Origin of the sequence: Vulcanisaeta sp. JCM 16159 (assembly GCF_001316265.1) — an archaeon.
In the GTDB taxonomy this organism is placed as follows: Archaea; Thermoproteota; Thermoprotei; order Thermoproteales; family Thermocladiaceae; genus Vulcanisaeta.
Genome location: NZ_BBDN01000005.1, coordinates 46,036 through 72,739, shown reverse-complemented (window position 1 = coordinate 72,739; position 26,704 = coordinate 46,036). Strand labels below are relative to the sequence as shown.

Here is a 26,704-nt window from a genome sequence, read left to right as displayed (position 1 = left end):
TCTGAGTGAGCATACTTTAGCCTGACTATGTTCATCATCACCATCTCTATGCAATGTCCACCCCAGTGAGTATTCTATGGAATGTATCTCTCAGGAACAGCCTTAACCCAGCCTCACGGGCTATGTGCGCCAACTCGCTGAGCGTTACCGACTCCCTAGAACCCGCCTGCTTAAGTACCTGTTCATTAATCATAGTGCCAACGAGGTCGTTGGCTCCGGCCATCAATAACGTCGAAGCCAATCTTTTACCCGTTGAAATCCAGTACGCGCCTATCCTCTTAATGGAATCACCAAGTATCAGCCTTGAAATGGCTACGACCTTTACATCATACTCTGTTGGTGCTGGCCCCTTAACTAAGCCATCCCTATACAATTTCGTGTTCCAGGGAACGAACTTTATTGGTATGAAGAGGAGTATTCCATGGGTCCTCTCCTGGACCTCCTTAATCGCGAATACATGTTCAACGATGTGCCTCGGCTTCTCGATATGGCCGTAGAGCATGGTTGCATTGCTCATAAGACCAACCCTATGGGCCTCCTCCTGGATCCTGAGCCAGGCCTCTGCATTGAACTTATACGGAGTTATCACTCTCCTAACCTCCTCATTCAGTATCTCCGCACCACCGCCGCTAAGCGCATCAAGACCAGCCTCCCTGAACCTCTCGAGGACCTCCCTCGTGCTCATCCTCCAAACCCTCGCGTAGAAGTCTATCTCCGCCGCCGTGGGCCCCTTAATAATTACGTCAGGCGCCGCCTTCTTAACTGATCTAAATACATTCTCGAAGTACTCAATGCCTAGGTCTGGGTTGAATCCGCCGTTTATGTGCAGTTCCGTCACGCCAAAGCGTGCCTTGGCCTCCAGCACGCCCTTTGTTATCTCCTCAGGGGTTCTAACATAGGCCTCAGGGTGACCCTTAGGCCTGTAGAAGGCGCATATTGGGCATTGGGCCACGCATATGTTTGAGTAATTGATGACGACGTTATTAACCACGGTCGCGGTATCCCCAGTTATCTTTCTCGTAAGTTCATTCGCGACGTGAGCCAGATCCTTAAAGTCACACTCCGTCATGAATTCCTCAGCATCAGCCTTAGTAATGCCGTTGATCACGGCATTACGTAAATCATCTATTGTGCACATAACACTACGTTGGTATTTGAATTCCTTTTAAGCATTGGTCTTTTGATTCTATTTACCTCAATTATTAAAAACATAACGTAATAACTTAAATAATGCCATAAATGCATAATGACGTGGGTAATAATTGGAGTCCAATTGTTGAGAAGGCCATTTATGAGGAGAAACTGGGCCCACGTGATATTGAGGAATTATTTAAGGCCGACCTATGGGAGCTTGGGTCCGCCGCCGAGTACCTGACCAGGAGGTACTTCGGTAACGTGGTTACCTTCATACCAAACATGATACTTAACTACACGAACGTGTGCGTAATAGCATGCAGGTTCTGCGCCTTTTACAGACCGCCGGGGCACCCCGAGACCTATACATTGAGTGTTGAGGAGGCTGTGCGGAGGGTTGTCGCCATTGATAGGGAGCTTGGTATTAGGCAGGTCCTGGTGCAGGGAGGTATAAACCCTGAGCTAGGCATTGAGTATTACGAGGAGTTATTCAAGGCATTAAAGGCTAGGTTGCCTCACGTCGCAATCCATGGGTTAAGCCCAATAGAAATCGATTACCTAGCGAGGAAACATAGGATGAGCTATTCGGAGGTCCTAGATAGGCTTAGGAACGTCGGTATGGACACGCTGGCTGGCGGTGGCGGTGAAATACTGGTTGATAATGTGAGGAAAGCCATTGCACCTCACAAGATCGACACCGAGACCTGGCTAGGCATAATGGAGACGGCGCACAGGATGGGTATAATGAGCAATGCAACCATGATGTACGGACACGTGGAGACTGTGAGTGATTGGGCGGAGCACCTATATAGGATAATTGAGCTTCAGAGGAGGACACATGGATTCCTATCATTCACCGCCTGGAACTTTGAGCCAGGCAATAGTGAGTTGACTAGGGAGGTTCCGTACCCACTGACCTCAGCCACCCTCCTGAGGGTCATTGCCGTGGCCAGGCTCGTGTTTAAGAATGAACTGCCCAATATACAGTCGAGTTGGTTAACGAATGGGCTTGAGGTTGCGCAGCTGGCCCTTAAGTTCGGCGCCAATGACTTTGGCGGTACACTTTATGAGGAAAGGGTTATACCGGCCACGGGGCTTAAGATGCCCGTACTAACAAGGGATACCGTCACAAACTTAATTAGGGGTTTAGGTTTAACACCTGCCGAGAGAGATAATTGGTACAGGATCATCAAAATATATAACTAAGCGCTATGGTGGACATTATTGATACATTATGGGCCTGGTCTATGTTGATGCCGTGGTTAAGCATGGGGACAAGTCCGTACCAGTTAAGCTACTTGTCGATTCAGGGGCTATATACACGGTCTTAAGAAGAGATGTTTGGGAGTACCTCGGGCTTAGGCCTATGCAGGGAATGGAGTTTGTCCTTGCTGACGGTACCGTAATTAAACGATGGGTTTCGGAGGCTGTAATCGAATTGAGGGGTTATGGTGAGAGGCACACGCCTGTTGTGCTTGGTGAGACAGAGGATGAGAACCTACTTGGTACAGTCACGCTTGAGATATTCGGGCTCGTCTTGGACCCATTCAGGAGGGAGTTACGCCCAGCCAGGATGTTAATGAAGTGAAGGGTTTAAATTTGTATTACATTATTGTATTACTAATGTGCGGTAATGTTGTAATTACGGTAAGGGTGCCAAAGGAATTGAAAGAAATTATGGACAAGTATTCAGGCGTAATTAATTGGAGTGAGGAAATTAGGAACTTCATAATTAGGCGAATCACCGAAATTAGGCAGGAGGAAGCATTGAATAGGCTAAATAGTATTATCGAGAAACTTCCCGAGTCACCTACTGGTTCTATCGTGTCTCTCGTGAGAGAGGATCGTGATAGTCATTGATGCGTCGACCCTGGCTAAGTACGTGTTAAAGGAAGTGGGATGGAGGGATATTTCTGAATTTATACGTGTTAATAAACCAATTTATTCAGTTGACCTCATAATTAAGGAGGTAGCCAATGCATTATGGAAATACGTTAAAAGACAAATAATTGCCGATTATATTGCCCAGGAATTAATTAATGCAGTGATCGAATTAGTCGATACCGGCGTTATAATACTGGAGCCTGAAGAACAATACATATCTGATGCTTTTACGATCGCGTTACATAACGGCATTACTGTGTATGACTCCCTATACATAGCTCAGGCATTGAAGAGAGGAACCCTTCTAACGAGCGATAAGGAGCAGGCTAGCGTTGCCAGGAAATTAGGCATATCAGTAATACTCATGTAGGGCTTCCCATTAGTTATTTTAGCTCGTGCCTGTGCAATAAACTTAATTAGCAGGTGACTATGCCCTGGGTCTTGTTATGTGGAGGAGGGTTTCCATACTGGTCAAGGTTTTTGAGAAGAGGAACTCCGTGATTACCTGGGTTGACAATAAGCCAATACTCGTGGTTAAATACGGCGATAACTACTACGGAACGCTCGCCATATGCGCCCACATGGGGTGTGCCCTATTAACGGATGTCAATGGTTACGTAGCCACATGCCCAGCACACCAGGCCAAGTACGACGTTAGAACTGGCGAGATGATTGAGAAGCCGCAGGTTAGGCCTGAGGTTAAGTGTGAGTACGCCGATGTCAAGGCGCCACTACCAACCTACAAGGTCAGAGTCACCCAGGATGGATTTCTCGAGATTGATGTTTAAGAAATGGCACTAAAAATGATAAATAAAAAGTTCATTTAAGTGATGAGGCAATACCTCAGACCTGAATCCTCATTATAGAATTCAGAATCAGTGAATAAATCGAAAAATATAACATTAGTATCGATTATCGCCTCCACAATCTATCTCCCTAATGCCCGCGGGTATCGTAACCTGAAAAATCCTAGTAACCTTAACCCTTTCCGTATTAGGTTACCCATTTAATTTACTAGATCGATTTAAATCTCACTATTGAGACTAATATGATTTAGTTAGGGAAGACATGCCTTTCCTTACGTTCAATATCCCCTTACTATCCAGTGCTGCCTTTATTGATCTTAAAACATCAAGTGCATTACCGAGCTCGTGCCTTAACCATCTTGAACGCACAATGCCAATGCCGTGGTGATGGCTTATGGATCCGCCATTCCTTAACGTAGCCTCCATGGCCCTATTCCACATCTCCCAATAGGTATTTTCGTCGGGCTTAAATAGTACTGTGAAGTAGATGCATGCACCGTTAATATATAAATGTGATATGTGAGCCATTACACCCACAACGCCACTAACCCTCAACAGGGACTCCCTGAAGTCTCTATATAGTTGATTAATCTTTGACCAGGTTGTTGAGACCTCTATTGTGTCGAACCAAAGCCCATACCTCTTAACCATCTCTATCTCCTCCTCGACGTTGAACCTGGTCCTCAGCCAATCCTCGAAGTACTTACTCCCCGCGTACTCACCACCGTGACCCCTAATAATCTCATCAGCCCTCCTCCACAGCGCTTGAACTAAGTCGTCATAGTAGCCCTCAAAATCAATTATTAGTAATGGTTTATTAACACCAAACCTAATCGATGCCTCCTGCTCGTCATAAAGCCTGGCAACTGCTGGAACGACCCTTTTCATCATTAATTCCCTAAGAGTCTCCACGCCCTGCTCAAGGGTGTTAAATCTGTATGCACCATAAATGTTGGATGTTGGTAATGGTACGATTCTAAGCACGGCCTTCGTAATCACGCCCAGCATGCCCTCTGAACCAATAAACAAGTACTTGAGGGATGGCCCTGTTGATGCGCGGGGAACATTATTACTCCTCAACCAAGTGACTTCACCATTCGGTAGGACAACCTCGAGGTTTATTACCATATCCTCAATATTGCCGTATAACGTACTGTACTGGCCTGAGCTCATTGTCGCTATTAAACCTCCTATCGTTGCGTAATTGAATGACTGCGGAATATGCCTAAGGCTATACCCCACCTCATTTAGCCTAGTCTCAACATCCCTCAACCTGGCGCCGGCCTCGACGGTCACTAATGAGTCATAGGTATTAATGTCCATGACCCTATTCAACTTGGACATGTCGATGATTATTGACCCAGCGCCGTATGAGGCGCCAGTGACGCTTGAACCACCGCCATAAACAACCACAGGCACTACATCACTGCTCTCATTAATTACTCTTAGGGCCAGTGATACATCATTTACGCTCTCGGGCACAATAACCGCAAAAGGCCTCGGTAATTCCTCATTAAGCACTTGCTCACGCATTATTAATAACGGCCAGAAATCCCTGGAATACCTCCTTAATACCTCGTCACTTATTATTACCTTATTATGACCCAAGGCATTGATCAATTCCTCAATTACGCTCTGCATCTCATCCCCTCAATAATCCTCTTAACAATATCCCTATTTAACGATAGCCTCTCCTCGCCAGGTTCAACTCGTAACTCCACGTTAACATGTACGCCCTTAATAACATCATTTAATGACCAATCACCCTTAAATACCTTCAATAACGCCGCAACACCCCTAGCCGTAGTCTCCACATCCCTCTGCCTCTCAACGATGGTACCCAACGCCGTAGCCAATAACCTAAGGAATAGGGTGCTCCTTGACAGGCCTCCATCAACCCTAACAACACTGGCCCTCGAATAAATCTTAATCTTATCGAAGATCAGGCCTATCAATTGAACAATACCTTCAATAACGGCCCTCACAAAGGCTCCCTAGTAGTGCTTAGTGTTAAGCCATCGATCAAGCCCCTTGCACATGGCCTAGGCGGCACATTAACACCAGCCAGTGCTGGTATAACCACTATACCTTGGGTATCGACATGGGCCAAGCCATCCAGCTCCTGCGGCGAAGATAACAACCCAAGCCTAACTAACCAATCAATTACTGAACCAGTCGCAGGCAGGAAACCCTCAACTCCATAAAACACATTACCACCATACTTAAGTATGAGGAGCGGTAATAAGCCGCCACCAACGAGTTTAAATTCGTCAACAACGGCGTCCATGAAGGAGCCCGTGCCATTCGTAACCTTACCGCAACCAACACTTAAGCAACCCTCACCAACCATCGCCGCCTGTTGGTCCGCTATTAAAACCCCAACCTTCATTCCATCGACCTCACCAAGCTCATGTACATTATCAATAACCTCAGGCCCCACCTCTCTGGGTATGCCCAACAGCTCGTAAACCAGGTCAATCCTCCTTAAATTACCCGGATGCCAAAGACCCGTTAACGCCTCATTACTTGCATCGTTAATGTACCTATTGCTAACGAGGTATGCCAAGTATGAACTTAACGTGCCAATGAAAGCCTCACCTTTCCTTATACGTTGAGCCAGGTCCTGCCTATTCCCTAACAACCATAGTATTTGGGCGACGGGCGATGTGGGTATTAGGATACTGCCCAGCAGCGGTAAACGTCTCATTATTGAGTATGGAAATTTATTAATGATCTCAAGACCCCTTCTATCGAGCCACGTGATTATGTTAGTGAGGGGGTTACCTGACCTATCCCATGTAATTATTGATGCCCTATAGGTTGAGATGCCAGGTATTTAACGCCCTTTTCTTTGGCTGTGCTTATTAAACGATTGAAGGCAGACCTAAGTGCATTTGCGTCCTGCTCAACGTAGTAACTGCTGGGGAATAGCATCGGCACATTTATTGTTTCCAAATACCTCTGGTTAAGTTCCTCGTCATATATTATTAGCTTAACGTTCGTGGTCCCGACATCAATAACCCCAAGACTCATGAAACCACCCTCCTAATACTAACCTTATCAGTATCTGGTAATTCAATAACGGCGGCATCACCGTTGATCACGTACTCCCTATCATTTACCATGACCCTACATCCACTGCAGGGGATTATCACCCTACGTGTATCCCTACTGACTTTATTACCTGGGTAAATGGGTAATTCACTATTTATTACTATGAAGTCATTGGATTTACTTACTAATTCCCTGGCCATTATCCTACCGCTCTCAATAACGATACTTGGGTCATAGGTTTCAATGGCCGCCTGCCCAACAGCCTTAAACTCAGGGAATGGGTTGAATGACTTAAACATGGATATTACCAGGGTATCCGCGGCAATCCATTCATTATCCACTAGGATTTTCTCAACCCTGCCCATGCCCCTAACGTACTTAACCCTGCCAATGATGACCTCAGGACCTGAGTAAGCCTCAACACTTGGTTTCCTCGGCGATACGACCCTGGCAGTAACACCACGTCTCATTAATTCCCTAGCCAGTGATAGTGCATATTGGTTATCCCCATAAATTACCACGTTTTTACCAGGTAGTAAGTCGTAGTGTAGCATGTCCAGTACTGCATGATGTGGGTAAATACCCGCGGGCCTCTCTCCATAGATGCCCAGCTCGGGCATTGTCATAACCCTAAATCCTGTAGCCACTAATACATTATTATCGAGTTTCCTATACCCACCCCTCCAAACCACGTATATTGCACCGCCGACCCTAATGGCCGTTGTGTCTAATCGAACATCAACCTCACTAATCATGCCACTAATTATACCCCTAACCTCGGGAACCATGGCATGGATACCGCCCACGTAATCTCTATACTCGATGTCCTCAACCTCAACACCAAGTCTGCGCAGCTCCGTCGCCAACGAGAGCCCGGCCAGCCCTGCGCCAATTACCGTGTAGCCAACCATGAATCACCACCTGACTTGGTCAACTCCCTCGGATCAATACCAAGCTCCTCAGAAATAACCTTGATGGCCTTGCGAGGCACATGCCCTGGCAGATACCCATGCCAAGCCCAGTCCTGAAGGCCACGCCGTCTAGTGTCCTTGCACCACGCCTAATAGCTTCACGAATATCCGCCCTGGTAACCCCCATGCAGGGACAGACGACATCGCCTTGCTCATCATTAATGGGTCCTCCCCCCTCCACTATATCCCTGGTCATTACCATGGGGTTAACCTCCTTAACCTCATCCTTAGGCATGAGTACGGCCCCTGCCTCCCTAAGCATCTCCACGACCCTCCCAACTATTGCTGGCGCCGACGTTAATCCAGGCGATTCGATACCCACCAGGTGAATTACGTGCCTGCTCAATTTGCTATATGTTATTATGAAGTCATCACCCTCGGGTATAGGCCTAACTCCCGCATAGGCCTTTATCGGCGTGAAACCCTCACTCCTCAACAAGTTACTGAACTTCTTAATTAAGACATCGATGTCCTCCTCATTAACTGACCTATCACCCTCTCACCCATTGACAGACTTGGTCCCCATATCGTCGTGCCAAATACGGTGGGTATTACCGCGCCGCCCTTGGTCTTTGGGTTAGGTATTAATTGCAGCGGTGCAATTATGTTCCTTGTCTGTTCACCCCAGAAAACAAGCATAACCCCCTTACCAAACTCAAGCCTATACTCATCACCAAACAACCTAGCAACATCCGCCGAGTAAAGACCCGCCGCGTTAACTACGTACTTGGCCCTGTACTCACCCCTGTTCGTGAGTATGACAACTTCATCATCCAATACCTTGGCACCCCTAACCTCTGTGCCTAGGGCGAAGTCAACACCATTTAATTTACAGAAGTTGTATAACTGCGATACTAATTCGAAGGAGTTTATTACTCCGTAGCCCTCAACCTCCACTGCACCCAAGCCATTAACATTAGGCTCACGTCTACGTAATTCCCGCGGCCCAATTATCCTAACCCTAAAGCCGTGTTTGCCATACACGCGATTAAGGATTAACCACACGGCGGGTAGCACAATTAGGTGACCTAAGTTCCTAGCCACTAATAATGCGCTTAACCTTCTAATCCTGACGTGAAGCCTCTTGGCAATGCCATCATATAGCCTATTGCCCTCAACGGCCAGTTTACTCCTTAGTGAGTTAAATGGTGGCTGGACTACGTGGATAACCCCAGCATGGCCCTTTGAAACACCAAAACCTGGCTCAACCTCCCTATCAATAACGAGGACCCTAATCCTATAATGCGCAAGTTCATAGGCAATAAACAAACCAACAACGCCAGAGCCTATTATGGCGATGTCATAACTCACGAAGAATCACCCCGACTAGGGCTTCTCGTTAACGTTACAAACCAAGCAATAGCCAACGAGAGACCCAGTAGTTCCGTTGGTAGTAACAGTGTTGATAATCCAGGTTGGTATAGCCTTATGTATACAAGGGCAATTACTAGTATTAATAAGTATGAAAGCAGCCCCAGCGAAAGTACATAAACAGAGCCCTTGACCCACCTACCACTACTTATGTAATTCCTAAGAAACAATAGTGTGATTAACATGGCGGGCGCCGTGGATAATAGACCGTAAATCAACAATGGTTCATCACTCATTAGGAAGGACTGAATGGCTTGAACATAGATCAGTAGGTAAAGAAGTACTGGGACAATGATTGAAAGAAGAACAATAATGTATGCGCCACCCTGATGCGTGTAAGTGCCATGCCAATCATCGGAAAGATAACCAGGCCAATGAGGTACCCCAGCAGCAGTGGTGGTGCCTCACCGGTATTGCCCAGGTAATTAAGGAAGCCCGTTGTCAGGGTTATTAAGCCAGTTACTGATGCGGCGATTACTGAACCATTAACAATACCAAGCACCTTAATGTGTAACGCACTAAGCTTTCCCTTGCCTATGGGTAATAGTGATACTGATGCCAGGTCTATGGTTAGGGCTATGATTAACCATAGGACCAGTGGCGTGTAGACCACAGGTACGTACGCAAAATCCTCACTCACATAAACAGTGGATCCTAGTTCGGCCAACGTTATGTTGCTATAGCCATACCTTGGATATGGGAGTTCATTGAGCGGTATCTGTGGTGTTAATGGGTATAGGGTTGATAGGCCCTCGTAATTGGATACGTTAGGTAATAAATATACATTGCCTATTAATGGGAACCCCCGACTAAATATTATTGGCTCCCTGCTCATGTTGAAGTAGAAGAAGTCGAGGGGTATGTTGCTCTCCAGCACGTACTTGTTCAGAGCGGGTAATCCCCAATTGTAATCAATGAAGGCTATAAGCGATGCGTGGGTTAACAAGGTATGCGACACATAATCCTCCTTGGCATAGGGCGAAATTACTATCAGGGGGACCCTAACACCCAGTGGTTTGCCATTTATTATCGGTGGTAGTACATGGTCATAATAACCACCGAACTCATCCCATGTTATGAAGATTACTGTCGAGTTCCATATTGGGCTTTCCTCAACCGTATTTATTATGTAAAGAAGCCAAGCCTCACCATACAGTATATTGCCTGGAGGCCCCATGTCTGTTAATGGGTCTGGCATAACCCAGGAGACCGCCGGTAATGAACCATTCATGACCTCACTTATGAAGTCACTCCACGTCTGTATGTACGATGAGTACTTACTAATGCCGTAGAAGTACTTAATGTCAAGGAGACTCGGAGACTCCCTAGGATCTACGTAGTAGCCCCAACTCACATGGTATTGGCATAACTCCGCGAATATGCTCTCCTGAACCGGTATATAGGGCGGTGGGCCGTAATCATCAATAACCGGCGCATAGGCTGCGTATAGGAAGAGGTGGTTTGGCGCGCTTTCTGAGAGGTATGGCGTGAAGTAATTATCGGCGAGTCCATACTCCTCAGCCAAGTCCCAAAGAGGCGCCATCTGATCAACCGTGTAGTAATAAAGTGATTGCGGTCCTGAGCCCCATACCCAACCATCCATTTTCCCATAGTCCCAATCGGCATGGTACGGTATGTACCCCTCATTAGGATCCCTTGTATAGTATATACCCATGGGCACAGGCCGTAGGTAATTAGGTATCTTACTCATCGTGAGTAGGTTATTGGGAAATGTTAATTGGCTAACTAATGAATTGATCAAGGTGCCGTTGTTGGGTATACGCCAAAGAGATTATCGAACTATGGTTCTCAAGGAATATTATGACCACGTGCTTAATAGGAGTTCTGGTATTTAATTGATAGGCAGGTAGGGTTTGGCACTGCGGTACTGAGGAAACCAGAAGGCCCTCCTGGTATATATCATATATAAATAGGCCGAGTAACACCAGAGATAGTGCAACAGCCACTGCTATTATTATAGTAAGTTGTAGACCATACTTATTAGCTAGCACAATATCGTTATTTGCTAACAATTATTTAAACACCAGTAATAATTATTTTATGCATAAATGCACGTGCTATATTTAAATCACGTACTCCGTGGTTTCCAATCATACAGGTATCCACCACTTATTATTGAAAGCACGGAACCCCAGGTTAAGCCACCAGCAACTATTAACCACATTAATATACCCAGGAAAATCATCACAAGCCTAGTACCTTACAAATAAAGGGCTTGGGATAAAATAGCGGTATTAGGGAAAGAATGGTTACCACACCACCCATTATGAAGGAATCCACCAGCGACACACTGACGAAAAGCACCCTAAAGTACATTATGGGCAGTAGCAATAGGATCAAAGCCGACAACAAACCCAGGTAAATGCCCCAGAAGGGTATTCTACCCCTGAGGGATCGCCACCTTGCCTTCATAAAGTAACCCACGAGCGGCGGTACTAACACGGCCAGTACCACGAAGGGCGTCAGGGGTAGCGCAAAGAGGAGAGCCATCATTACTATGAGGAGCGGCGGTGGCTTAATAACAGCCATTAGGATTAAACTGACATAAATAAACAGGGCATAAATCACAATAAGCGAGACAAAGGAGTTAAGTCCCATGCTTCTGACAACATCGACCCTGTAATTATTCTCCTCAATAATAGCCACAGGTATTACACCGATAAAGATCACGGTTAGGAAAATAGCTAGGGTGAGGATAATCAACGCAAAACCAAGTAATGACGGCCTAATCCAAAAGTATATCCAGGAAAGTAAATTTAATCCAAAAAGTATTGGTAAGACAAGTACCTTACGTTTCCATAGGTTAATTAAGATAAAGCCAAACTTTGTAAAGAAATCCACAATAATTAACCCAATACCTTCCTTAAAAGCTTAATCTATATATAGCCTTTTTAGGTAAATATATTAGATATGGAAAATAGAAATAATATTTTGAATAATATCAAATAAATAAATAACTTATGACCCAGAAACGGTATTACTTGTTGATACACCAGAGGAGCTGCATGTAATAAGGGCTGGGGTAACCGTAACGCTTAAACCATTGTACGACATACTACCAACACTAACATAGTACGCATTAACAGTTAATCCATTCATTGTGGCACTACCAATTGTTTGGTTAACAACATATGGTAGGCTAGAGGATACTATTACAACATTATTAAGTGTACCTGACGTGGTTGTAATACCTGCAGCATACACAAGTATGTTATTTAGGGTTGCAGAATTCATGCTCAGTGATGCATTTATTGTCACTGTGGAGGTTGGGCAATTCTGCATGAACGGGTTAGGTAGTTGCACCGTTATTGACTTACTAATGGTTTGACCATCGGGTGCATTTATTGAGCTAATGCTCTGGGCTATTACGGGAGCGTATTGATTAGGTGCCGTTGCTGTTGAGTAAATCCAACCATACATAGTGATTCCGCTTAATGTTGCTGTTGGATAGTAAATCGTTACAGGACCAGGTATATTGGCATCACTTGATATACCAAATACTGAGGCTGCCACAAGCAGCGCTATTACAAATCCCAGACCTATTACTGTTAGCTTCCAGTTCATACAATTTGGAGTGCTTTGGATTATTTTTAAAATATATCTCATAAATATGGTATATATTCCTCATTATAAATTTAATCTTTGTAAAATAATACATGCAAAAATTCATTCTTTGTTAAAAATTTTACATTTATCCGGTGTATACCTTAATTGAGGAGTACGAGATAGACGCTGAGCTTATGTAATACGCGTAAATCTTTACATTATAGAGCGGTAGCAATTCTGAGGCTATTGTCGAGAGTATGGATAGTAAGTTCACATTCTGCGGAGTTATTGTTATGGTAATTGGTACTATAATGTAGACCGTTGCGGTTATGTTCGCGGCATATATGGTTATGTCACTTATCTCGGCAGAGCTCATGCTGAGTGTTATGTTGTAGTTGGGGCTTATGCCTATCATAATCTGCCTGAGGGCATATAAAGGCCTCCAGCCTTGTAAACCACAACGGGTATACCATCATAATTACCTGCGGCGAATGATACGAAACCGGAGGCCTTAACCATGGGTGAGGATATGTATATTATTGGATCACCATTAAGTGATGAGTCTTTTTGCGCCATTTTATGCCCATTGCTTGGGTGTAATGTCAAGGTTTCATACATGAGCAATGCCACTAACATAATCCCAAGAATAAATGTTAATGCACTTCTTATTTGCATGGTCTTAATATTAGTTATTTGAAAATAGTTAAAAGTCTTTATAATCTATATGCTATATAATGCATTCTAATAATTTTATATGCTATATAAATCATCCCCAGACCAATTTCCATTCCTTAACCCTCCCAATTATGCCTAGTTCCATATCACCCTCGATGTAAAAACCCGCAACTACCCCAGTCACCTTAATATCATCGAGCGGATCAAAGGGAGTACCGCCTAGTTTAACCCTGGCCTCTCCACTCCATATCTGTGGGCTTTCCCTTGGAGTGAAGGTAAATCTTGCGTACCACTGTATTAACTGGGCAATGCCGGGTGTGCCGTCAGGTAGCGGCGGTAATGTCCTTACTGAGAGTAGGGGTAGCGTGACCGTGTTATCCATCCTAGGCATCAACGACCTGAAGGCATCCAACTGCTCAAGGCCCAACCTACCACTTATTGCAACCTCAACCCTCATTAATTCACCGCCCCTATCCAACATACCTATCGCTAAACCGTAATCATTGACGGTAAGCCTAATATCACCAAGCTTCTTAGGCGCACCAGCCAACTCCCTACCTGCGGCCATGGCTGCGTCATTGGTTACGTAAATATACGGTATGTAATAGGCGAGTTCAACACCCTCGGTCCTCACGGGCAGCGCTATCAATGCCTCCCTGTAGACCCCAACTGTCGATATTCCATAATCACCAACCCAGAAGGCAGCCACCTCAAGGGCCAGGTCAACACCCTCAGGTAATAGTGGGTCTACGGACTTGGAATCAATATTAGCAAGCACCAGGGCAACCCTAACTTTGCTATAGCTAATCTTTGTTACAGCGGTTGATGATGGGTACAATGGTGCGTTTAGCGGTATTCCGAAGCCCTTTTCGCCGCCCTTTAGAACCATATACTTGAAGTATGTAAATTTCATTTTAAGCATTGTTGCTATTTATAATTTATTGCAATTTATAAACTATAGTTTTGTATAACGTCATCAGCAGCATCAAGGCTTAGCGCCTCCACTGTACCATCCTCAATGAGCAATGCCCTGGCATCCCTAAACAACTTCTCTATAATGAACTCCCTACTGAGCCCGTATGCGCCAAATATTTGCAATGCATCATGGGCAACCTCAAAAGCAACCTTCTTAGCGTAAATCTGGGCAGCCCTTGCGTACCTGGGCGGTATAGTGAATGACTGCTCAACAAAGAACCTGGTGTATACGTAGTCCATGGCCTTCCTAACGTAGTACCTAGCCGTCTCCACCCTCTCAAACATTTCATAAATCTTCAACTTAATGTTCTTATGCTCAATTAGCGGCTTACCACCCTGCACACGGGTCTTGGCGTACCTCAAGGCCTCCTCGAAGGCAGCCCTGGCGAGACCCACGGAGAATGCGCCCATGTTGACGCTTGTTAAGTTAAGCAGTTGATCTGAGAATAGCTCGTAAAATGGTGGCTGGGCTATCACGTAATCGTCAGGTACACGTACATTGTCAAAGAACACGGGCCCCTGCGGGCAATCCCTATTACCAAGCATGTCCACCGGTTCACCCTTCCTAACGCCCTTCAGGTTGAGCGGCACTACTACAAATGCGCCATCCCTAAGGCTCTTCCCATCCCTTAACTGGGCGTGGAGACCCATGTGGGTGCATACTGGCGCTGCCGATACCCAGGCAGACTTCTGCCCATTTATGACCCACTCATCACCATCACGCTCAATAACCACGTTACCCACGCCAAAGGACTCAACTTCCCTATCCCTAAACGCCAGTATGTAGTCACTACCATGCTCGGGCTCCGTGACACCCCAACAACCGATATATTTACCCTCAGTATCCTCAAGCCATGGCTTAACAAGCTCATCCCTAATCCTCTCTGAACCGAACAACGCGGCTATTGTGAAGGGTATCGCATCAACACCAATGAGCGTCGCAAAGCCCAGGCTAGCCCAACCAAGCTCCTCATCAATTATGTACCTCTGTAGGTTCGTTAATCCAAGACCACCACGATCCTTAGGCAAGTGAATTCTGTGCAGGCCCATCCTCTTCATCTCCCTGACTGCGTCATATAACGGCGAACCGGGCGCAGCCCTGTCCCCCGGGTCCATCCTATCAACCTTGATAGACAATGGCCTAAGCACTTCCTCGGCAAGCTTATGCACATTACGTCTAATTACCTCATCCTCCCCTGTTAGTCTGTCAAGATCTAAATAACTCATTGGTACTAATTATATGTAGATACTTTAAACGTAATTACTATTTATTATATATTAATTTATTAATTATAATATATAGCATTTATATTAATAATTCTTTAATGCCAAAAGGTATGTATTTAATATGTATGTCAAGCGAGGGCTTTATATATCCAAGTCCACAATGGGCCGAGGCATTTTGTAAGGCCATAAATGAAAACCAGGAGTACAGGGAAGCAGCCAAGGACTGGAGGTGGGACGTGGCCTTTGTCGCGACAAGCATACCGGAGAACGTGGTTGATAAGTTATCAGAAATCCTTGGATTACCTAAGCCAAAGGACCTTGGCATTAAGGTTGACTCAGGCGCAATAAAATTGGTGCTCAGGAACGGTACATGCCAAGGCAGTGAGTTCTACATAGACTTACCAGTCAATTTACCGCCAGAAATAAAGTTACCGGGTAATATAAGGATTGGTAAGGTGGATGCGGACTTTGTGCTAGAGGCCACATACTCACTTTGGAAGGACCTAATCCTAGGAAAGGCTGATGCAGTTTCCGCATTACTATCAAGGAAGATCAAGGTCAAGAAGGGTAGCTTCCTAACCCTAATGCAGTACTCATCAGCTGCCGTAAAGCTTGCAAACACGACAAGGAATGTGCCGACGAAGTTCATAGACTAATCAAATAATTAAAGCATCAAAAATAAATAATTTTAAAAATACCTTTATTCCCTGGTTTAACATGAATGATTAGTCATTGATATACGTGATCTAAATATAAGCAAAACTAAAATCCTATAGAATAATTAAAAATGACGTATGAAGCAGCAACATTCAAGGGACCAAGTAAGCCATACCTAGAGATTAAGGATGTACCAACGCCAAAACCGGGGCCTGGGGAAATCCTCGTTAAGGTAGCAAGCACGGGCATATGCCACAGCGACATACACCTGTTTAAGGGCGACTTTGGGCCCGTCATGCCGGGCTTCATACCTGGGCACGAGATCTCCGGCTGGGTTGAGGATTTTGGGCCCGACGTTAAGAACCCATGGGGCTTAAGGAAGGGTGACCCAGTCATTGTATCTTGGATCGTCCCAGACGGCATATGCAAGTACTGCGCCAGCGGTAAGGAGAACTACTGCCCAGCGGCTGCGGGCAGGATGCCGGGCCTTGTTGGGCTTAATGGTGGCCATGCTGAGTACCTAACAGTCCCCGAAATAGCGGTTATACCCTGGAGAGAGGTGTCGATGTTTACTACGCATCGCCAATAGCCTGCGCCTACGGCACTGCATATCACGCACTGAGGGAGGCCGGTGTTGGACCTGGCACGAGCCTGGTCATAATCGGCGTTGGCGGTGTCGGTCTATCGGCTGTTCAATTAGCGAGCGCCATGGGTGCGTACCCAATAATTGCCGTGGACATTAGAGACTACGCATTAGATAAGGCCAGGGAGCTTGGCGCCACCCACGTGATAAACTCGAGCAAGGAGGACCCAATAAGCAGGATAAAGGACATACTCCCGGATGGCGCTGACGTAGTTCACGAAGCTAGGCCGGAACCTGACCTCAAGTTATCCATGGAGGTGGTGTCCAGGGCCGGCACGATAGTTGTGACTGGACTTGGCGGTCCAAAGTCGACATTCAGCGTTAATGTGCTGCCGTTTGTAATAAATGGCGTTAGGATAATGGGAAGCCTGGGCTACAGGCCTAGGCTTGACCTACCAGAGATAATTAGGCTGGTGGCTTCGGGTAAGGTGGATATCAAGAAGTTGGTCAGTCACGTATACGCTCCTGAGCAGATAAACGAGGCATACGAAAACCTGGAGAAGGGACTTCACGCAAGGGCCATTGTTAAGTGGGGTTAGGGTTTAACCGACCTTATCAAATCAAACTAAAAACAATGATATCACTGTCTCCTACCGAATATTGCCATTAACTGCCTAGTTATTGGAATCGGCACAGCGTCTGGATTAACGAAGACGTCGGCAATACATGGTCCACTAGACTTATAAATACACCTCTCAAGCCCAGACTCCAGCTCCCTTTTATCACTAATCCTGATGCAGCCCACATTAAGCGATTCGGCGAACTTGCAGAAGTCCATGGGATACGTGTGCGATGCATAGACCTTACCACCATAGAGGAACCTCTGCTGCAGTTTTAGTACTCCCTGAGCCCTATCATTAAATATCACAAAGGCTATCCTAAGGTTTAACTCGGCAGCCGTGGCTATCTCCATACCAGTCATAAAGAAGGCCGCGTCGCCTGTCGTGGCGATAACCGTCGCCTCAGGCCTAGCCACCTTAGCGCCAATCGCCGCTGGTATTGCAAAACCCAGTGAGGTAAAGCCCGCCGGGTTAAAGTAAGTCCTTGGCCTGTAGACGGGTAATTCAAACATGGCCACTTGATTACCCCCAGCGTCACAAGTGACCACGGCCTTTCCCTCACGCATGTCGCTGTCAATGACGTGGGCAAGAGCTCTAACCAATTCACTTGGGTTTATCCTGGACTCATCATAACCAAGCTCCCTCAGTTGTTGATTGCCTACGGAAGCCTTAACCTCATTAATTAGCTTGATCCCTCTATCCCTACCAGGTCCTTTACCCCTAACCCTATCATACAGCGCATTAAGGAATTCCAGAGCATCCGAGACAATCGCCAAGTCGGTCTTGTAATTCCTGCCAATATCGTTTGGGTCAACATTAACGTGAATTAGCCTCCCCCTTATCGGTAGTGACCACATGCCCGTGCCCAGCTCGCTAAACCTAGTGCCTATGGCAAGCACTACATCGGCGTTCTCAACAAGCTTGACAGCCACAGTATCCCCGAAGTAGCCCGCGGCTAAGCCTCCATGTAATGGGTGATCAAAGGGTATTGCACCCTTGCCCATGATTGATGTAACGACGGGTGCGCCCAACTCCTCGGCAACCCTAACTAGGGCCTCACTCGCATTGGCTGTTATGATGCCACCGCCAACGTAAATAACGGGTCTCTCAGCATTGAGTAATTCCTTGGCGGCTGCGTCGACCAGGCCCATGTCAGGTTTAACCCTGGTCGGTTCCTCCTTGGTGTAACCGGTCCACTCAGCTTCGCTATCAATTATGTCCCTAGGCAACTCCACGTAGACAGGGCCTGGCCTACCCTCCTTGGCCACTTTAAAGGCCTTAGCCAACGTCTTTGGTATTTCCCTGGGTTCCTCAACCCTAACGGCTAACTTCGTGAATGACTTAAAGATGCTTAGTTGCGCATTGGTGTCTCTAAACTCGTGGTAATAGCCCCTGCCCGCCGTCTTTATCGGTGTTAAACCGGCAAGCGCCACTATAGGAACGCCCTCAACAGCCGCCTGGGCAAGTGGCGTTACTAGGCCGGTGGCGCCAGGGCCGGCCGTGACGATGACAACACCAACTCTGCCACTGGCCCTTGCATATCCATCGGCCATAAACCCCATGCTAGGTTCAAAGCGCCCAAGCACATGCTTAATCCTCTCACTATAATCATGTAATGCCGCGTATAGGCCTAGCACGTGTGTTCCGGGTAGGCCGAATACGGTATCCACACCTTCCTCGATTAAAGACCTAACTATTACCTCTCCACCGGTTACCATAGCCATCACCTCCTAAGCAACATTAATGCATCCCTAACGCCCCTCACAACGTACAGGGTATACCTCTTAACGGACTCCCGCGTTACCCCAGCAATGTGGCTAGTCACAAATAGATTAGTGACCTCACGTCTCTTAAATGCCCTCAGTAATGGCGATGATTCCTCTGTTGGTGGTTCACCGGTGAGTACATCCGTCGCATACCCAGCTATCTTGCCGCTCCTTAAGCCCTCAAGGATTGCATTCTCATCAACCACCTCACCCCTGGCCGTATTAACAATGAACACGCCATTCCTCATAAGCCCAACCTCCCTCCTACCAATTAAGCCCTTGCTCTCCCTGGTCAATGATGTGTGTATTGTTATGAAGTCAGACTGCTTGAGCAATTCATCAAGGCTCTCGATCCTAACGGCATTAACCTCAATGAACCTCTCCCTATCCACAAACGGGTCATAACCCAAAACCCTCATTCTGAAGGCATTGGCTATTGAAGCCACGTAGGAACCAATCCTACCAAAGCCAATAACACCAAGCGTCTTACCAAATAACTCAATACCTGGCGTTAACAAGGAACCCCACTCACCACCCCTAACCCTATCCATGTTCTCGGGAATCCTCTTAACCATCATCAGTAACAGGCCGAAGGTGAACTCTGCCACGCTATAGGTCGACGCACCGGCAGCACTAACGACCTTAATGCCCCTACTCTCGGCATACTCGACATCAATGTGATCAGTACCCACGGACGCCGTACCAATGACCTTAAGATTCCTGCCGGCATCAATAATATCCTTAGTAATCCTATGCCAAACACTGATAATTACTGCATCATAATCACCAATGATCTCCTTTAATTGCCCAGTGGTCACGGGCTTAACATCAACCTCACCAACCTCACTGAGCATTTTCATGGCCTGAGGACCAACGTCTGGGTCCGTGAGTGGCACTGTAACCAGGATCCTCATATAACCGCTTAATCCCTGGGTCAGTAATTAAATGCTCATTATATATATCATATAGAAACCAGGAAACCAAGTGATTTTAAGTAAAATTTAAGTTTATAGATTCTGCTTATTTATCATGACCTACGCGCAGTGTTTATTATGTCTATGAGCGACGCGGCATCCATTATATTACCCATTACCTTAATGGCACCTGAGAAGTAGGCCTGCATGGCATCGAGCTGCCCCTTAATCATCTTCAACAGGTTATCCTTATTCACTTGTATCGTGGCGGTTGGTGACTTGTGAGTACCCTTAGTAAGCTTTACGGTGCCTCCACCAACCTCTACATAGAACGGTTCATAACCCTCCCCAGTAAATTGAAACACCTTCACAGGACCAGAAACCTTGCTGGCTATTTTTGGTAGTGCCTGCTGGGTCATTGAGTTTAGTAGTTCAAAGGGATCCTCTGACATACTATGAGAGTAATAAGAGGGGTTGTTTTAAGTAATGTTGCTATTTATACTATATATGATCACTCACCCTTAAACTCGGGTCTCCTCCTCATGGCGAAGGCCATGACGCCCTCCTGAGCATCCTTCGTGTTAACCGCCATACTGAAGAAGGCGGCCTCAAGCATCAGACCAATGTCAACAGGCACCTGCGTCCCAAAGTTCACGGCATACTTCGCATAGGTCAGCGCTATTGGTGGACCCTGGGCAAGCCTCAGCGCAAATGACCTAACCTCATCCTCAAACTTCTCCTTGGGCACAACCCTATTAACAAGGCCAATCCTATACGCCTCATCAGCCTTAATCCTATCACCAAGCATTATCAACTCCTTAGCCCTACCCAAACCAACATACCTAATCAACCTCTGCGTGCCTCCCGCGCCCGGTATTATGCCCAGGTTAATCTCAGGCTGACCAAGCTCGGACCTCTCTGTGGCTATCCTGAAGTCGCAAGCCATGGCGATTTCCAAGCCACCGCCAAGGGCGTAACCATCAATTGCTGCAATCACGGGCTTGGGGAACCTCTCAATCTTACTCACAGCCTCCTGGAACTTCCTATTATAAATGAAGAAGTAATAGGTGTGTAGTGGTCCCTGGAATGAAGTCACATCAGCGCCGGCCGAGAATGCCCTATCGCCAGCGCCCCTTATTATCACGACCCTAATCTCCTTATCATCCCAAAGCATATCAAGAGCCTTACTAACCTCATCAAGCATTGTCAGGGTTAAGGTATTAAGCCTGTGCGGCCTATTGAGTATTATCCAGGCAAGCGGCGGTTCCCTCTTGAGTATTATCTCCTTGAACTCCGTAACGCCAGTAGCGCCGTAGTCATAAAAGCCCTTACCACTCTTCTGCCCGAGCTTACCCTCCTGAACCATCTGCGTGAGCAGTGGATCCGGCTTGAATAGGTCGTAATTATACTTGGAGTACAGCTGGTTTAGGGCCTCAACGACCTTATCAATGCCAAACTCATCGGCATACTCAAATACGCCCTTTGGCCAACCAAGGCCCATCTTAACGCCCTTATCGATATCCTCCCTACTCGCTATACCCTCCCTAAGCAACCAAGCCGCCATGTTAATTGCCGGAGCAAATATCAGCACCAGGTCAACCTTCTCACCAGCCTCCCTGGGTATGTTAGCCCTCTCGTACGGGCCACCCTTATACTCATAGAAACCACGGCCACTCTTTTGGCCGAGCCAGCCCTTCTTATATAACTCCTCAATCAGTGGACATGGGACCCTAAGCATTGGGTCCCTAACAGCAACCGCAAAGCCAACCAGGTAACCAACGTCTATTCCCGTGAAGTCCTGAAGCTCAAAAATGCCCATGGGCAAACCAGCCCTGTACTTAACGGCTGAGTCTATCTCGACTACAGAGTAAATATTATTAGCAACCAATAAGCACGCGGCCGAGTTTAGAGCAACTAAAATCCTATTCACAACAAAGCCAGGCACATCCTTATTAACCATTATCGGCTCCTTACCAAGGCTCTTAACGAAGTCGTAAGCCCTCTTGGCAACCTCATCACTAGTCTGCGCACCCTTAATAATCTCAACAAGGGGCATCAGGACCGGTGGGTTAAAGAAGTGAATGCCAACAACCCTCTCAGGCCTCTTTGTGGCACTTGCAATCTCGGTTATCGGCAAACTACTCGTGTTCGTGGCCAATATCGCATGCGGAGGCGCATTTGCATCCGCCTCAGAGAATACTTGCTTCTTACGGTCGATGTCCTCCGTCACAGCCTCGATCATTAGGTCAGCATTCTTAACGGCCTCAGCAACAGACAACGAGGTCTTTATTCTACCCATGACCTCACCAACCTTCTCCTTACTAATCGTACCCCTCTCAGCCAGTTTATCGAGACTCCATTTAATCCTCTCCAAGGCCTTGTTTAGTATGTCCTGCGATATGTCGACCATCACAACCTCATAACCAGCCAGGGCGGACACCTCCGCTATGCCGTGACCCATCATACCTGATCCTATCACCGCGACCCTCTTGATTTGTGTACTCATCATACTTCGAAACTTGGTTAAGTTCTTAAGTGCGATTTCAATTTATTCAAATTATTCGCGTCAATGCCATATATAATGAATATAGTGATAATAACCAAGCAATAGTGAACAGAGAGGCATTATTATTTAAAGCATTCCCGAGAAATACTGGGAACTATGAGAAACGTTGCAGTGGTCGGGATAGGCCACGCCAAGTTCGGACGAAGAACAGACGCAACAATAGGGGAACTTGCCTGGGAGGCCGTCAAAGAGGCCCTTGATGATGCAAGGCTTGACCAAAAGGACATCCAATACTTCGTAGTGGGCAACGCCGGCGGCTGGAGCGCCGAGTCACTACCCGCAGTAGTCGTAGGCGAATACTGCGGATTAAGCCCAGGGGCACGATGAGAGTCGAGGCAGCCTGCGCCACGGGAAGCGCCGCGCTCTATAATGCCTACCTAGCAGTGGCCTCGGGGATGGCGGACGTACCATGGCAATAGGCGTGGAAAAGATGTACGAATCACCAACACCCACAGTAGTCGAATTCATAGGCAGGGCAGGCAACTACTTCTGGGAATTCGAAAACTTCGGACTAACGTTCCCAGGCTACTACGCACTCTACATGACCGCATACATGAACAGGTTCGGAGCAACCGAGGAGGACTTCTGCAAGGTAGCAGTTAAGAATCATTACTACGGCTCAATAAACCCAAAGGCTCAATTCTACGGCTTGAGGATAACCGTCGACCAATGCCTCAAGTCAAGGTACGTAGCATGGCCAATCAAACTCTACGACTCAAGCCCAATAACAGACGGAGCAGCCGCCGTCATACTAGCCAGTGAGGACCTGGCCAGGAAAATAACAGACACACCAGTGTGGATCAGGTCCGTAGGTGTGGCCACAGGCACCGCGAACCTAAGCAAGAGACCAGACTTCATAGGACTAGACGCAGCCTACCAAGCAGCTGAACAAGCATTCAAGAGAATAGGCATTGAACACAAAGACACTTGGAAATACTTCGACGTCGCCGATGTACATGACTGCTTCACAATAGCCGAGGTCATGGCATACGAAGACCTAGGCTTTGTAGAAAGAGGCATGGGCATACAACTAGTTAGAAATGAGCAAACATATAAAGGCGGTTTGATACCTGTTAATTTAGACGGTGGACTAAAAGCAAAGGGTCATCCTATCGGGGCCACGGGCACGAGCATGGCTGTTGAGATGACTAAGCAGTTGAGGCAGGGTGTTGAGCCTAGGGATAGGCAGGCCGATATCTATACTGGTTGGGCATTGGCGCATAATGTCGGTGGTACTGGTCATTATGCCTATGTAACTATTTATTCGCTGGATAAGAATGGTTCGCCGAGGGTGAAGCCCAAGAGGTGATGGTGATGTCCCTGGAGGCCAAGTATGAGGAGTTTTGGAGGCAGTCTATTAAGCAGTTGAATGAGGTTGTCAAGGCCACGGGACTGCCCATAGCGCCTGATGAGAAGGGTCAGTATAGTCTGTGGTATGATGTTAGAGAGATGAGGCTTAGGTTTTCGATTAGTGTTGAGAGGATTAAGAGGTTCTTTGATGGTTTGAGGGAGGGTAAGGTGTATGCAACGAAGTGCAGGAGGTGTGGTAGGTATTACTTCCCGCCCCAGGCTGATTGTCCGTATTGTAGGGCTAGTGATATGGACTGGGTTGAGGTTGGTGGTGAGGGTGAGTTGTTGACGTACACCGTGATAAACACGAAGCCCCTTACATACTCGCATTACCCGGATTATGTGGTGGCTATTGCTAGGATGAGGGAGGGCTTTAATGTGTTGGCTTGGTTGAGGGTTGATGATCCAAAGAGGGTTAGGGTTGGTATGAGGGTTAGGCTTCAGGTTGTTAGGAGGGAGCCTGAGGGTTACTTGACGTATGAGTTTGTGCCTGTGGAGCAGTAGGTGGTTGTTATGTATAAGTATGTGATTGTTGATGATAGGGGTCCCGTAACGGTTTTCACGCTTAATAGGCCTGATAAGTTGAATGCCTGGGGCCTGAGCTTAGGGCTGAGTTGCTTGATGCACTGCGTAGGTTTAATGCCGACCCGGGCAAGAGGGTTGGGGTATTGACGGGCGCTGGTAGGGCCTTTTCCTCTGGCGCTGAGATTTCCGTTAAGCCAGTGGTCCTGGGGCTGTGGATCTTGAGGGTGAGCTTAGGAACTCATTTCACTTGATTCTTAAGGAGATTAGGTTTAGTGATAAGTTGTTTATTGCGGCTGTTAATGGTGTGGCTGCGGGGGCTGGTATTAGCCTTGCCGTGGCTTGCGACTTCGCCTTTGCCTCTAGGAATGCTAGGTTTGTTTTGGCTTTTCAGAATCTTGGTATTGTTCCCGATACTGGTTTGACGCTTATGATGGCTAGGTTGGTTGGTGCTAGGGCGCTTAGGTATTTGCTTATTGGTGGTGAGTTTACGGCTGAGGAGGCGGAGGCCATGGGCCTTGTTAAGGTTGTTGATGATCCATTGGGTGAGGCCTTGAGGTTTGCTAACGAACTTGTTCAGGGCCCATTCAAGGCTTATTCGTATGACAAGAGGTTGATTAATGAGGCGTTGTTTAAGGACCTTGATCAGTTCCTGGCTGTTGAGGCTAGGTTGCAGGGTGAGTTGGGTAATACTCATGATTTTGTTGAGGGTGTTAGTGCCTTCCTTGAGAGGAGGAGGCCGAGGTTCACTGGTTCTTGATCGTTTGATTTATGTAAAAATATTTGGTTTAAGTAATTGAATTTGCATCTATAGATTAAAATATTAGCGAATAATTTTTAAATCCCAGCAATATAGAGATTATTAATGCTGGGTAATTACTTTATTGATTTCCATGTTCATCCTGGTGCAGAGCTTTGGGTATTAAGGGAGAGACTTCACCGTGTTGGTGCCGTTGCATCTGTACTATACCCGATTGATGTTGACCCGACACTTAGCTTAACCCTTAATGGTCTATATAGATTAGGTAGGGACTTGGGTATGTATGTTGATGTCAAGTCCGTGGTTAGGGAGGTTTATGACTTGGTTAACAAGTGGCCTGAGTACATGATTGATAATATGAAGCTTTGGTATGAGGTTTTTAAGGAGGGTGTTAGTGATTTCTTCATACCATTCTCAAGTATTAACCCAAGCTTTGGTAGTAAGTATGTTAAGCAGAAGATTAAGGAATTGGAGCACCTGGGCCTTAGGGGCGTGTTCGTCTCCCCAACACTTCAGTTCTTCAACCCGGCCACAAGTCCAGCGTTTAAGCAGTTGATGGAGTATGCAGAGAAGAATAATGTTTTGATTGTGATGCACTTGGGGATGCCTAAGGATGTTGATGAGAGGATAATTACGCATGTGATGCCTAAGAACCTTGCTGAGGTCCTTGAAGAGTATAGGCCTTACATGGTCATTAATGGTCTTGGGACGCCACCCGAGAGGTTTAGCCTTTGGGTTAGGGAGGTTCTTAGGGTGATGAGGAAGTATGATAATACGTACCTAAGTACGCCGGGGATTAATTGCTACCTGTTTAATGATGAGTCGGCGAAGCGATATTGAATACCCTGGGTCCAGATAGGATTTTGTTTGGTAGTGGTTATCCGTATAGGAGGTTTAGGGATGTTTTGGGTGATGTTAAGTGTGTTGATGGTAGTGATGAGGTTGATAATATCGATAAGGAGATGATCATGATGAATAACGCGATTGAGTTGTTTAAGTACCATGGCTTTAGGATCAATGAGAACCTAAGTACTTAAACTTATTGGCTTTCCGTGCCCTGGATAAATAATCCTCGGCCTTAAGCTAAGTAGCTTATCCATACTTCTCATGGCCTCCTCCATATTTAACGTGAACTCCCTCGGCGGTGGTGCTGGTTTTCCGCCATGCTCAACAATTGCGTCCCCACTGAATATTATACCGTCCTTGAAGTAGGCTGTGCTACCGGGCGTGTGGCCAGGTGCGTATATTGCCTTATAGCCCTCGATAGCGTCGCCGTCATTAACCTTAATATCCACACTCACG

At 46.6% G+C, this 26,704-nt stretch carries 33 protein-coding genes and 2 pseudogenes; 13 read left to right on the top strand and 22 right to left on the bottom strand.

Going from position 1 to position 26,704, the window contains the following annotated elements:
- Positions 1–46: 46 nt before the first annotated feature.
- Positions 47–1,138, bottom strand: coding sequence for a CofH family radical SAM protein (locus tag JCM16159_RS05930; protein ID WP_054857255.1), 1,092 nt, complete (start codon positions 1,136–1,138; stop codon positions 47–49).
- A 101-nt stretch (positions 1,139–1,239) separates the two neighbouring features.
- On the opposite strand from JCM16159_RS05930, the gene mqnC reads away from it, so the two are divergent.
- The 5 genes from mqnC to JCM16159_RS05905 all read left to right on the top strand — a co-directional run bounded on the left by mqnC (position 1,240) and on the right by JCM16159_RS05905 (position 3,806).
- Complete coding sequence (gene mqnC, locus JCM16159_RS05925) at positions 1,240–2,340, top strand: cyclic dehypoxanthinyl futalosine synthase (protein WP_054857254.1); 1,101 nt, start codon at positions 1,240–1,242, stop codon at positions 2,338–2,340.
- 28 nt (positions 2,341–2,368) lie between these two features.
- Entirely contained in the window at positions 2,369–2,722 is a 354-nt protein-coding gene (locus JCM16159_RS05920; protein ID WP_054857253.1) for a retroviral-like aspartic protease family protein, read from the top strand.
- Between the two features lie 35 nt (positions 2,723–2,757).
- Positions 2,758–2,994 (top strand): hypothetical protein, encoded by a 237-nt coding sequence (locus JCM16159_RS05915; protein WP_054857308.1) that lies wholly within the window; start codon positions 2,758–2,760, stop codon positions 2,992–2,994.
- Complete coding sequence (locus tag JCM16159_RS05910) at positions 2,981–3,388, top strand: type II toxin-antitoxin system VapC family toxin (RefSeq protein WP_054857252.1); 408 nt, start codon at positions 2,981–2,983, stop codon at positions 3,386–3,388. The genes JCM16159_RS05915 and JCM16159_RS05910 overlap by 14 nt, the downstream gene beginning before the upstream one ends.
- Positions 3,389–3,464: 76 nt before the next feature.
- A complete protein-coding gene (locus tag JCM16159_RS05905) occupies positions 3,465–3,806 on the top strand; it encodes a Rieske (2Fe-2S) protein (RefSeq protein WP_054857251.1) in 342 nt (113 codons plus the stop codon).
- Between the two features lie 255 nt (positions 3,807–4,061).
- On the opposite strand, the gene JCM16159_RS05900 is transcribed toward JCM16159_RS05905, so the two are convergent.
- The 16 genes from JCM16159_RS05900 to JCM16159_RS05855 all read right to left on the bottom strand — a co-directional run bounded on the left by JCM16159_RS05900 (position 4,062) and on the right by JCM16159_RS05855 (position 15,664).
- Complete coding sequence (locus JCM16159_RS05900) at positions 4,062–5,465, bottom strand: FAD-binding oxidoreductase (protein WP_054857250.1); 1,404 nt, start codon at positions 5,463–5,465, stop codon at positions 4,062–4,064.
- Positions 5,453–5,809 (bottom strand): FGGY-family carbohydrate kinase, encoded by a 357-nt coding sequence (locus JCM16159_RS18820; protein ID WP_367834333.1) that lies wholly within the window; start codon positions 5,807–5,809, stop codon positions 5,453–5,455. The genes JCM16159_RS05900 and JCM16159_RS18820 overlap by 13 nt, the downstream gene beginning before the upstream one ends.
- Positions 5,806–6,627 carry an FGGY family carbohydrate kinase gene (locus tag JCM16159_RS05895; protein ID WP_367834351.1) on the bottom strand — a complete coding sequence of 274 codons (822 nt, stop codon included), beginning with the start codon at positions 6,625–6,627 and terminating at the stop codon, positions 5,806–5,808. Before JCM16159_RS05895 ends, JCM16159_RS18820 begins: the two co-directional genes overlap by 4 nt.
- On the bottom strand, positions 6,627–6,857 hold the full coding sequence (locus tag JCM16159_RS15265; RefSeq protein WP_243666077.1) for a hypothetical protein: 231 nt from the start codon (positions 6,855–6,857) through the stop codon (positions 6,627–6,629). Before JCM16159_RS15265 ends, JCM16159_RS05895 begins: the two co-directional genes overlap by 1 nt.
- Complete coding sequence (locus tag JCM16159_RS05890) at positions 6,854–7,789, bottom strand: FAD-dependent oxidoreductase (protein WP_054857249.1); 936 nt, start codon at positions 7,787–7,789, stop codon at positions 6,854–6,856. The genes JCM16159_RS15265 and JCM16159_RS05890 overlap by 4 nt, the downstream gene beginning before the upstream one ends.
- 19 nt (positions 7,790–7,808) lie before the next feature.
- The gene (locus tag JCM16159_RS18815; protein WP_367834332.1) at positions 7,809–8,285 is read right to left on the bottom strand and encodes a (2Fe-2S)-binding protein; all 477 of its coding nucleotides are present in this window, start codon (positions 8,283–8,285) and stop codon (positions 7,809–7,811) included.
- Between the two features lie 20 nt (positions 8,286–8,305).
- A complete protein-coding gene (locus JCM16159_RS05885; protein WP_367834331.1) occupies positions 8,306–9,160 on the bottom strand; it encodes an NAD(P)/FAD-dependent oxidoreductase in 855 nt (284 codons plus the stop codon).
- Entirely contained in the window at positions 9,157–9,456 is a 300-nt protein-coding gene (locus tag JCM16159_RS15255) for a hypothetical protein (protein ID WP_243666076.1), read from the bottom strand. Before JCM16159_RS15255 ends, JCM16159_RS05885 begins: the two co-directional genes overlap by 4 nt.
- A gap of 29 nt (positions 9,457–9,485) precedes the next feature.
- Positions 9,486–10,931, bottom strand: coding sequence for an alkaline phosphatase family protein (locus JCM16159_RS05880; RefSeq protein ID WP_243666075.1), 1,446 nt, complete (start codon positions 10,929–10,931; stop codon positions 9,486–9,488).
- A gap of 31 nt (positions 10,932–10,962) precedes the next feature.
- A complete protein-coding gene (locus tag JCM16159_RS15250) occupies positions 10,963–11,232 on the bottom strand; it encodes a hypothetical protein (protein WP_243666074.1) in 270 nt (89 codons plus the stop codon).
- A gap of 193 nt (positions 11,233–11,425) precedes the next feature.
- Complete coding sequence (locus JCM16159_RS05875) at positions 11,426–12,082, bottom strand: hypothetical protein (RefSeq protein WP_054857248.1); 657 nt, start codon at positions 12,080–12,082, stop codon at positions 11,426–11,428.
- A gap of 117 nt (positions 12,083–12,199) precedes the next feature.
- Complete coding sequence (locus JCM16159_RS05870) at positions 12,200–12,805, bottom strand: hypothetical protein (RefSeq protein WP_054857247.1); 606 nt, start codon at positions 12,803–12,805, stop codon at positions 12,200–12,202.
- Between the two features lie 127 nt (positions 12,806–12,932).
- Entirely contained in the window at positions 12,933–13,202 is a 270-nt protein-coding gene (locus JCM16159_RS15245; RefSeq protein ID WP_243666073.1) for a hypothetical protein, read from the bottom strand.
- Positions 13,199–13,462, bottom strand: a complete 264-nt coding sequence (locus JCM16159_RS15240) for a hypothetical protein (RefSeq protein ID WP_243666072.1) — start codon at positions 13,460–13,462, stop codon at positions 13,199–13,201. Before JCM16159_RS15240 ends, JCM16159_RS15245 begins: the two co-directional genes overlap by 4 nt.
- Before the next feature lie 91 nt (positions 13,463–13,553).
- Complete coding sequence (locus JCM16159_RS05860) at positions 13,554–14,351, bottom strand: acetoacetate decarboxylase family protein (RefSeq protein WP_054857246.1); 798 nt, start codon at positions 14,349–14,351, stop codon at positions 13,554–13,556.
- Between the two features lie 59 nt (positions 14,352–14,410).
- The gene (locus JCM16159_RS05855) at positions 14,411–15,664 is read right to left on the bottom strand and encodes an acyl-CoA dehydrogenase family protein (RefSeq protein WP_054857245.1); all 1,254 of its coding nucleotides are present in this window, start codon (positions 15,662–15,664) and stop codon (positions 14,411–14,413) included.
- A gap of 125 nt (positions 15,665–15,789) precedes the next feature.
- On the opposite strand from JCM16159_RS05855, the gene JCM16159_RS05850 reads away from it, so the two are divergent.
- Positions 15,790–16,320 carry an SCP2 sterol-binding domain-containing protein gene (locus JCM16159_RS05850; protein ID WP_243666071.1) on the top strand — a complete coding sequence of 177 codons (531 nt, stop codon included), beginning with the start codon at positions 15,790–15,792 and terminating at the stop codon, positions 16,318–16,320.
- A gap of 131 nt (positions 16,321–16,451) precedes the next feature.
- A pseudogene (locus JCM16159_RS05845) lies at positions 16,452–17,503 on the top strand (alcohol dehydrogenase catalytic domain-containing protein).
- Between the two features lie 41 nt (positions 17,504–17,544).
- On the opposite strand, the gene JCM16159_RS05840 reads toward JCM16159_RS05845, so the two are convergent.
- From JCM16159_RS05840 to JCM16159_RS05825, 4 genes are all read right to left on the bottom strand, one after another.
- Positions 17,545–19,242: a thiamine pyrophosphate-binding protein gene (locus tag JCM16159_RS05840; protein ID WP_243666070.1), complete on the bottom strand. Its 1,698-nt coding sequence runs from the start codon at positions 19,240–19,242 to the stop codon at positions 17,545–17,547.
- Between the two features lie 5 nt (positions 19,243–19,247).
- Entirely contained in the window at positions 19,248–20,204 is a 957-nt protein-coding gene (locus JCM16159_RS05835) for a hydroxyacid dehydrogenase (protein WP_054857242.1), read from the bottom strand.
- Positions 20,205–20,317: 113 nt separating this feature from the next.
- Positions 20,318–20,656, bottom strand: a complete 339-nt coding sequence (locus tag JCM16159_RS05830) for an SCP2 sterol-binding domain-containing protein (RefSeq protein ID WP_054857241.1) — start codon at positions 20,654–20,656, stop codon at positions 20,318–20,320.
- 59 nt (positions 20,657–20,715) lie between these two features.
- Positions 20,716–22,710 (bottom strand): 3-hydroxyacyl-CoA dehydrogenase/enoyl-CoA hydratase family protein, encoded by a 1,995-nt coding sequence (locus JCM16159_RS05825; protein ID WP_243666165.1) that lies wholly within the window; start codon positions 22,708–22,710, stop codon positions 20,716–20,718.
- 156 nt (positions 22,711–22,866) lie between these two features.
- Between JCM16159_RS05825 and JCM16159_RS05820 the strand changes: the two are divergent.
- The 6 genes and pseudogenes from JCM16159_RS05820 to JCM16159_RS18800 all read left to right on the top strand — a co-directional run bounded on the left by JCM16159_RS05820 (position 22,867) and on the right by JCM16159_RS18800 (position 26,439).
- Positions 22,867–24,079: pseudogene (locus JCM16159_RS05820) on the top strand (thiolase domain-containing protein).
- Positions 24,079–24,624, top strand: a complete 546-nt coding sequence (locus JCM16159_RS05815) for a Zn-ribbon domain-containing OB-fold protein (protein ID WP_054857239.1) — start codon at positions 24,079–24,081, stop codon at positions 24,622–24,624. Before JCM16159_RS05820 ends, JCM16159_RS05815 begins: the two are co-directional and overlap by 1 nt.
- Before the next feature lie 110 nt (positions 24,625–24,734).
- Positions 24,735–24,896, top strand: coding sequence for a hypothetical protein (locus JCM16159_RS18810; RefSeq protein WP_367834330.1), 162 nt, complete (start codon positions 24,735–24,737; stop codon positions 24,894–24,896).
- Positions 24,857–25,402, top strand: a complete 546-nt coding sequence (locus tag JCM16159_RS05810; protein WP_367834329.1) for an enoyl-CoA hydratase-related protein — start codon at positions 24,857–24,859, stop codon at positions 25,400–25,402. Before JCM16159_RS18810 ends, JCM16159_RS05810 begins: the two co-directional genes overlap by 40 nt.
- A gap of 105 nt (positions 25,403–25,507) precedes the next feature.
- Positions 25,508–26,242, top strand: a complete 735-nt coding sequence (locus JCM16159_RS18805; RefSeq protein ID WP_367834328.1) for an amidohydrolase family protein — start codon at positions 25,508–25,510, stop codon at positions 26,240–26,242.
- Positions 26,239–26,439, top strand: coding sequence for an amidohydrolase family protein (locus JCM16159_RS18800; protein ID WP_367834327.1), 201 nt, complete (start codon positions 26,239–26,241; stop codon positions 26,437–26,439). Before JCM16159_RS18805 ends, JCM16159_RS18800 begins: the two co-directional genes overlap by 4 nt.
- On the opposite strand, the gene JCM16159_RS18795 is transcribed toward JCM16159_RS18800, so the two are convergent.
- Entirely contained in the window at positions 26,428–26,703 is a 276-nt protein-coding gene (locus JCM16159_RS18795) for an MBL fold metallo-hydrolase (RefSeq protein ID WP_367834326.1), read from the bottom strand. The genes JCM16159_RS18800 and JCM16159_RS18795 overlap by 12 nt on opposite strands.
- Between the last annotated feature and the right edge of the window lies 1 nt (position 26,704).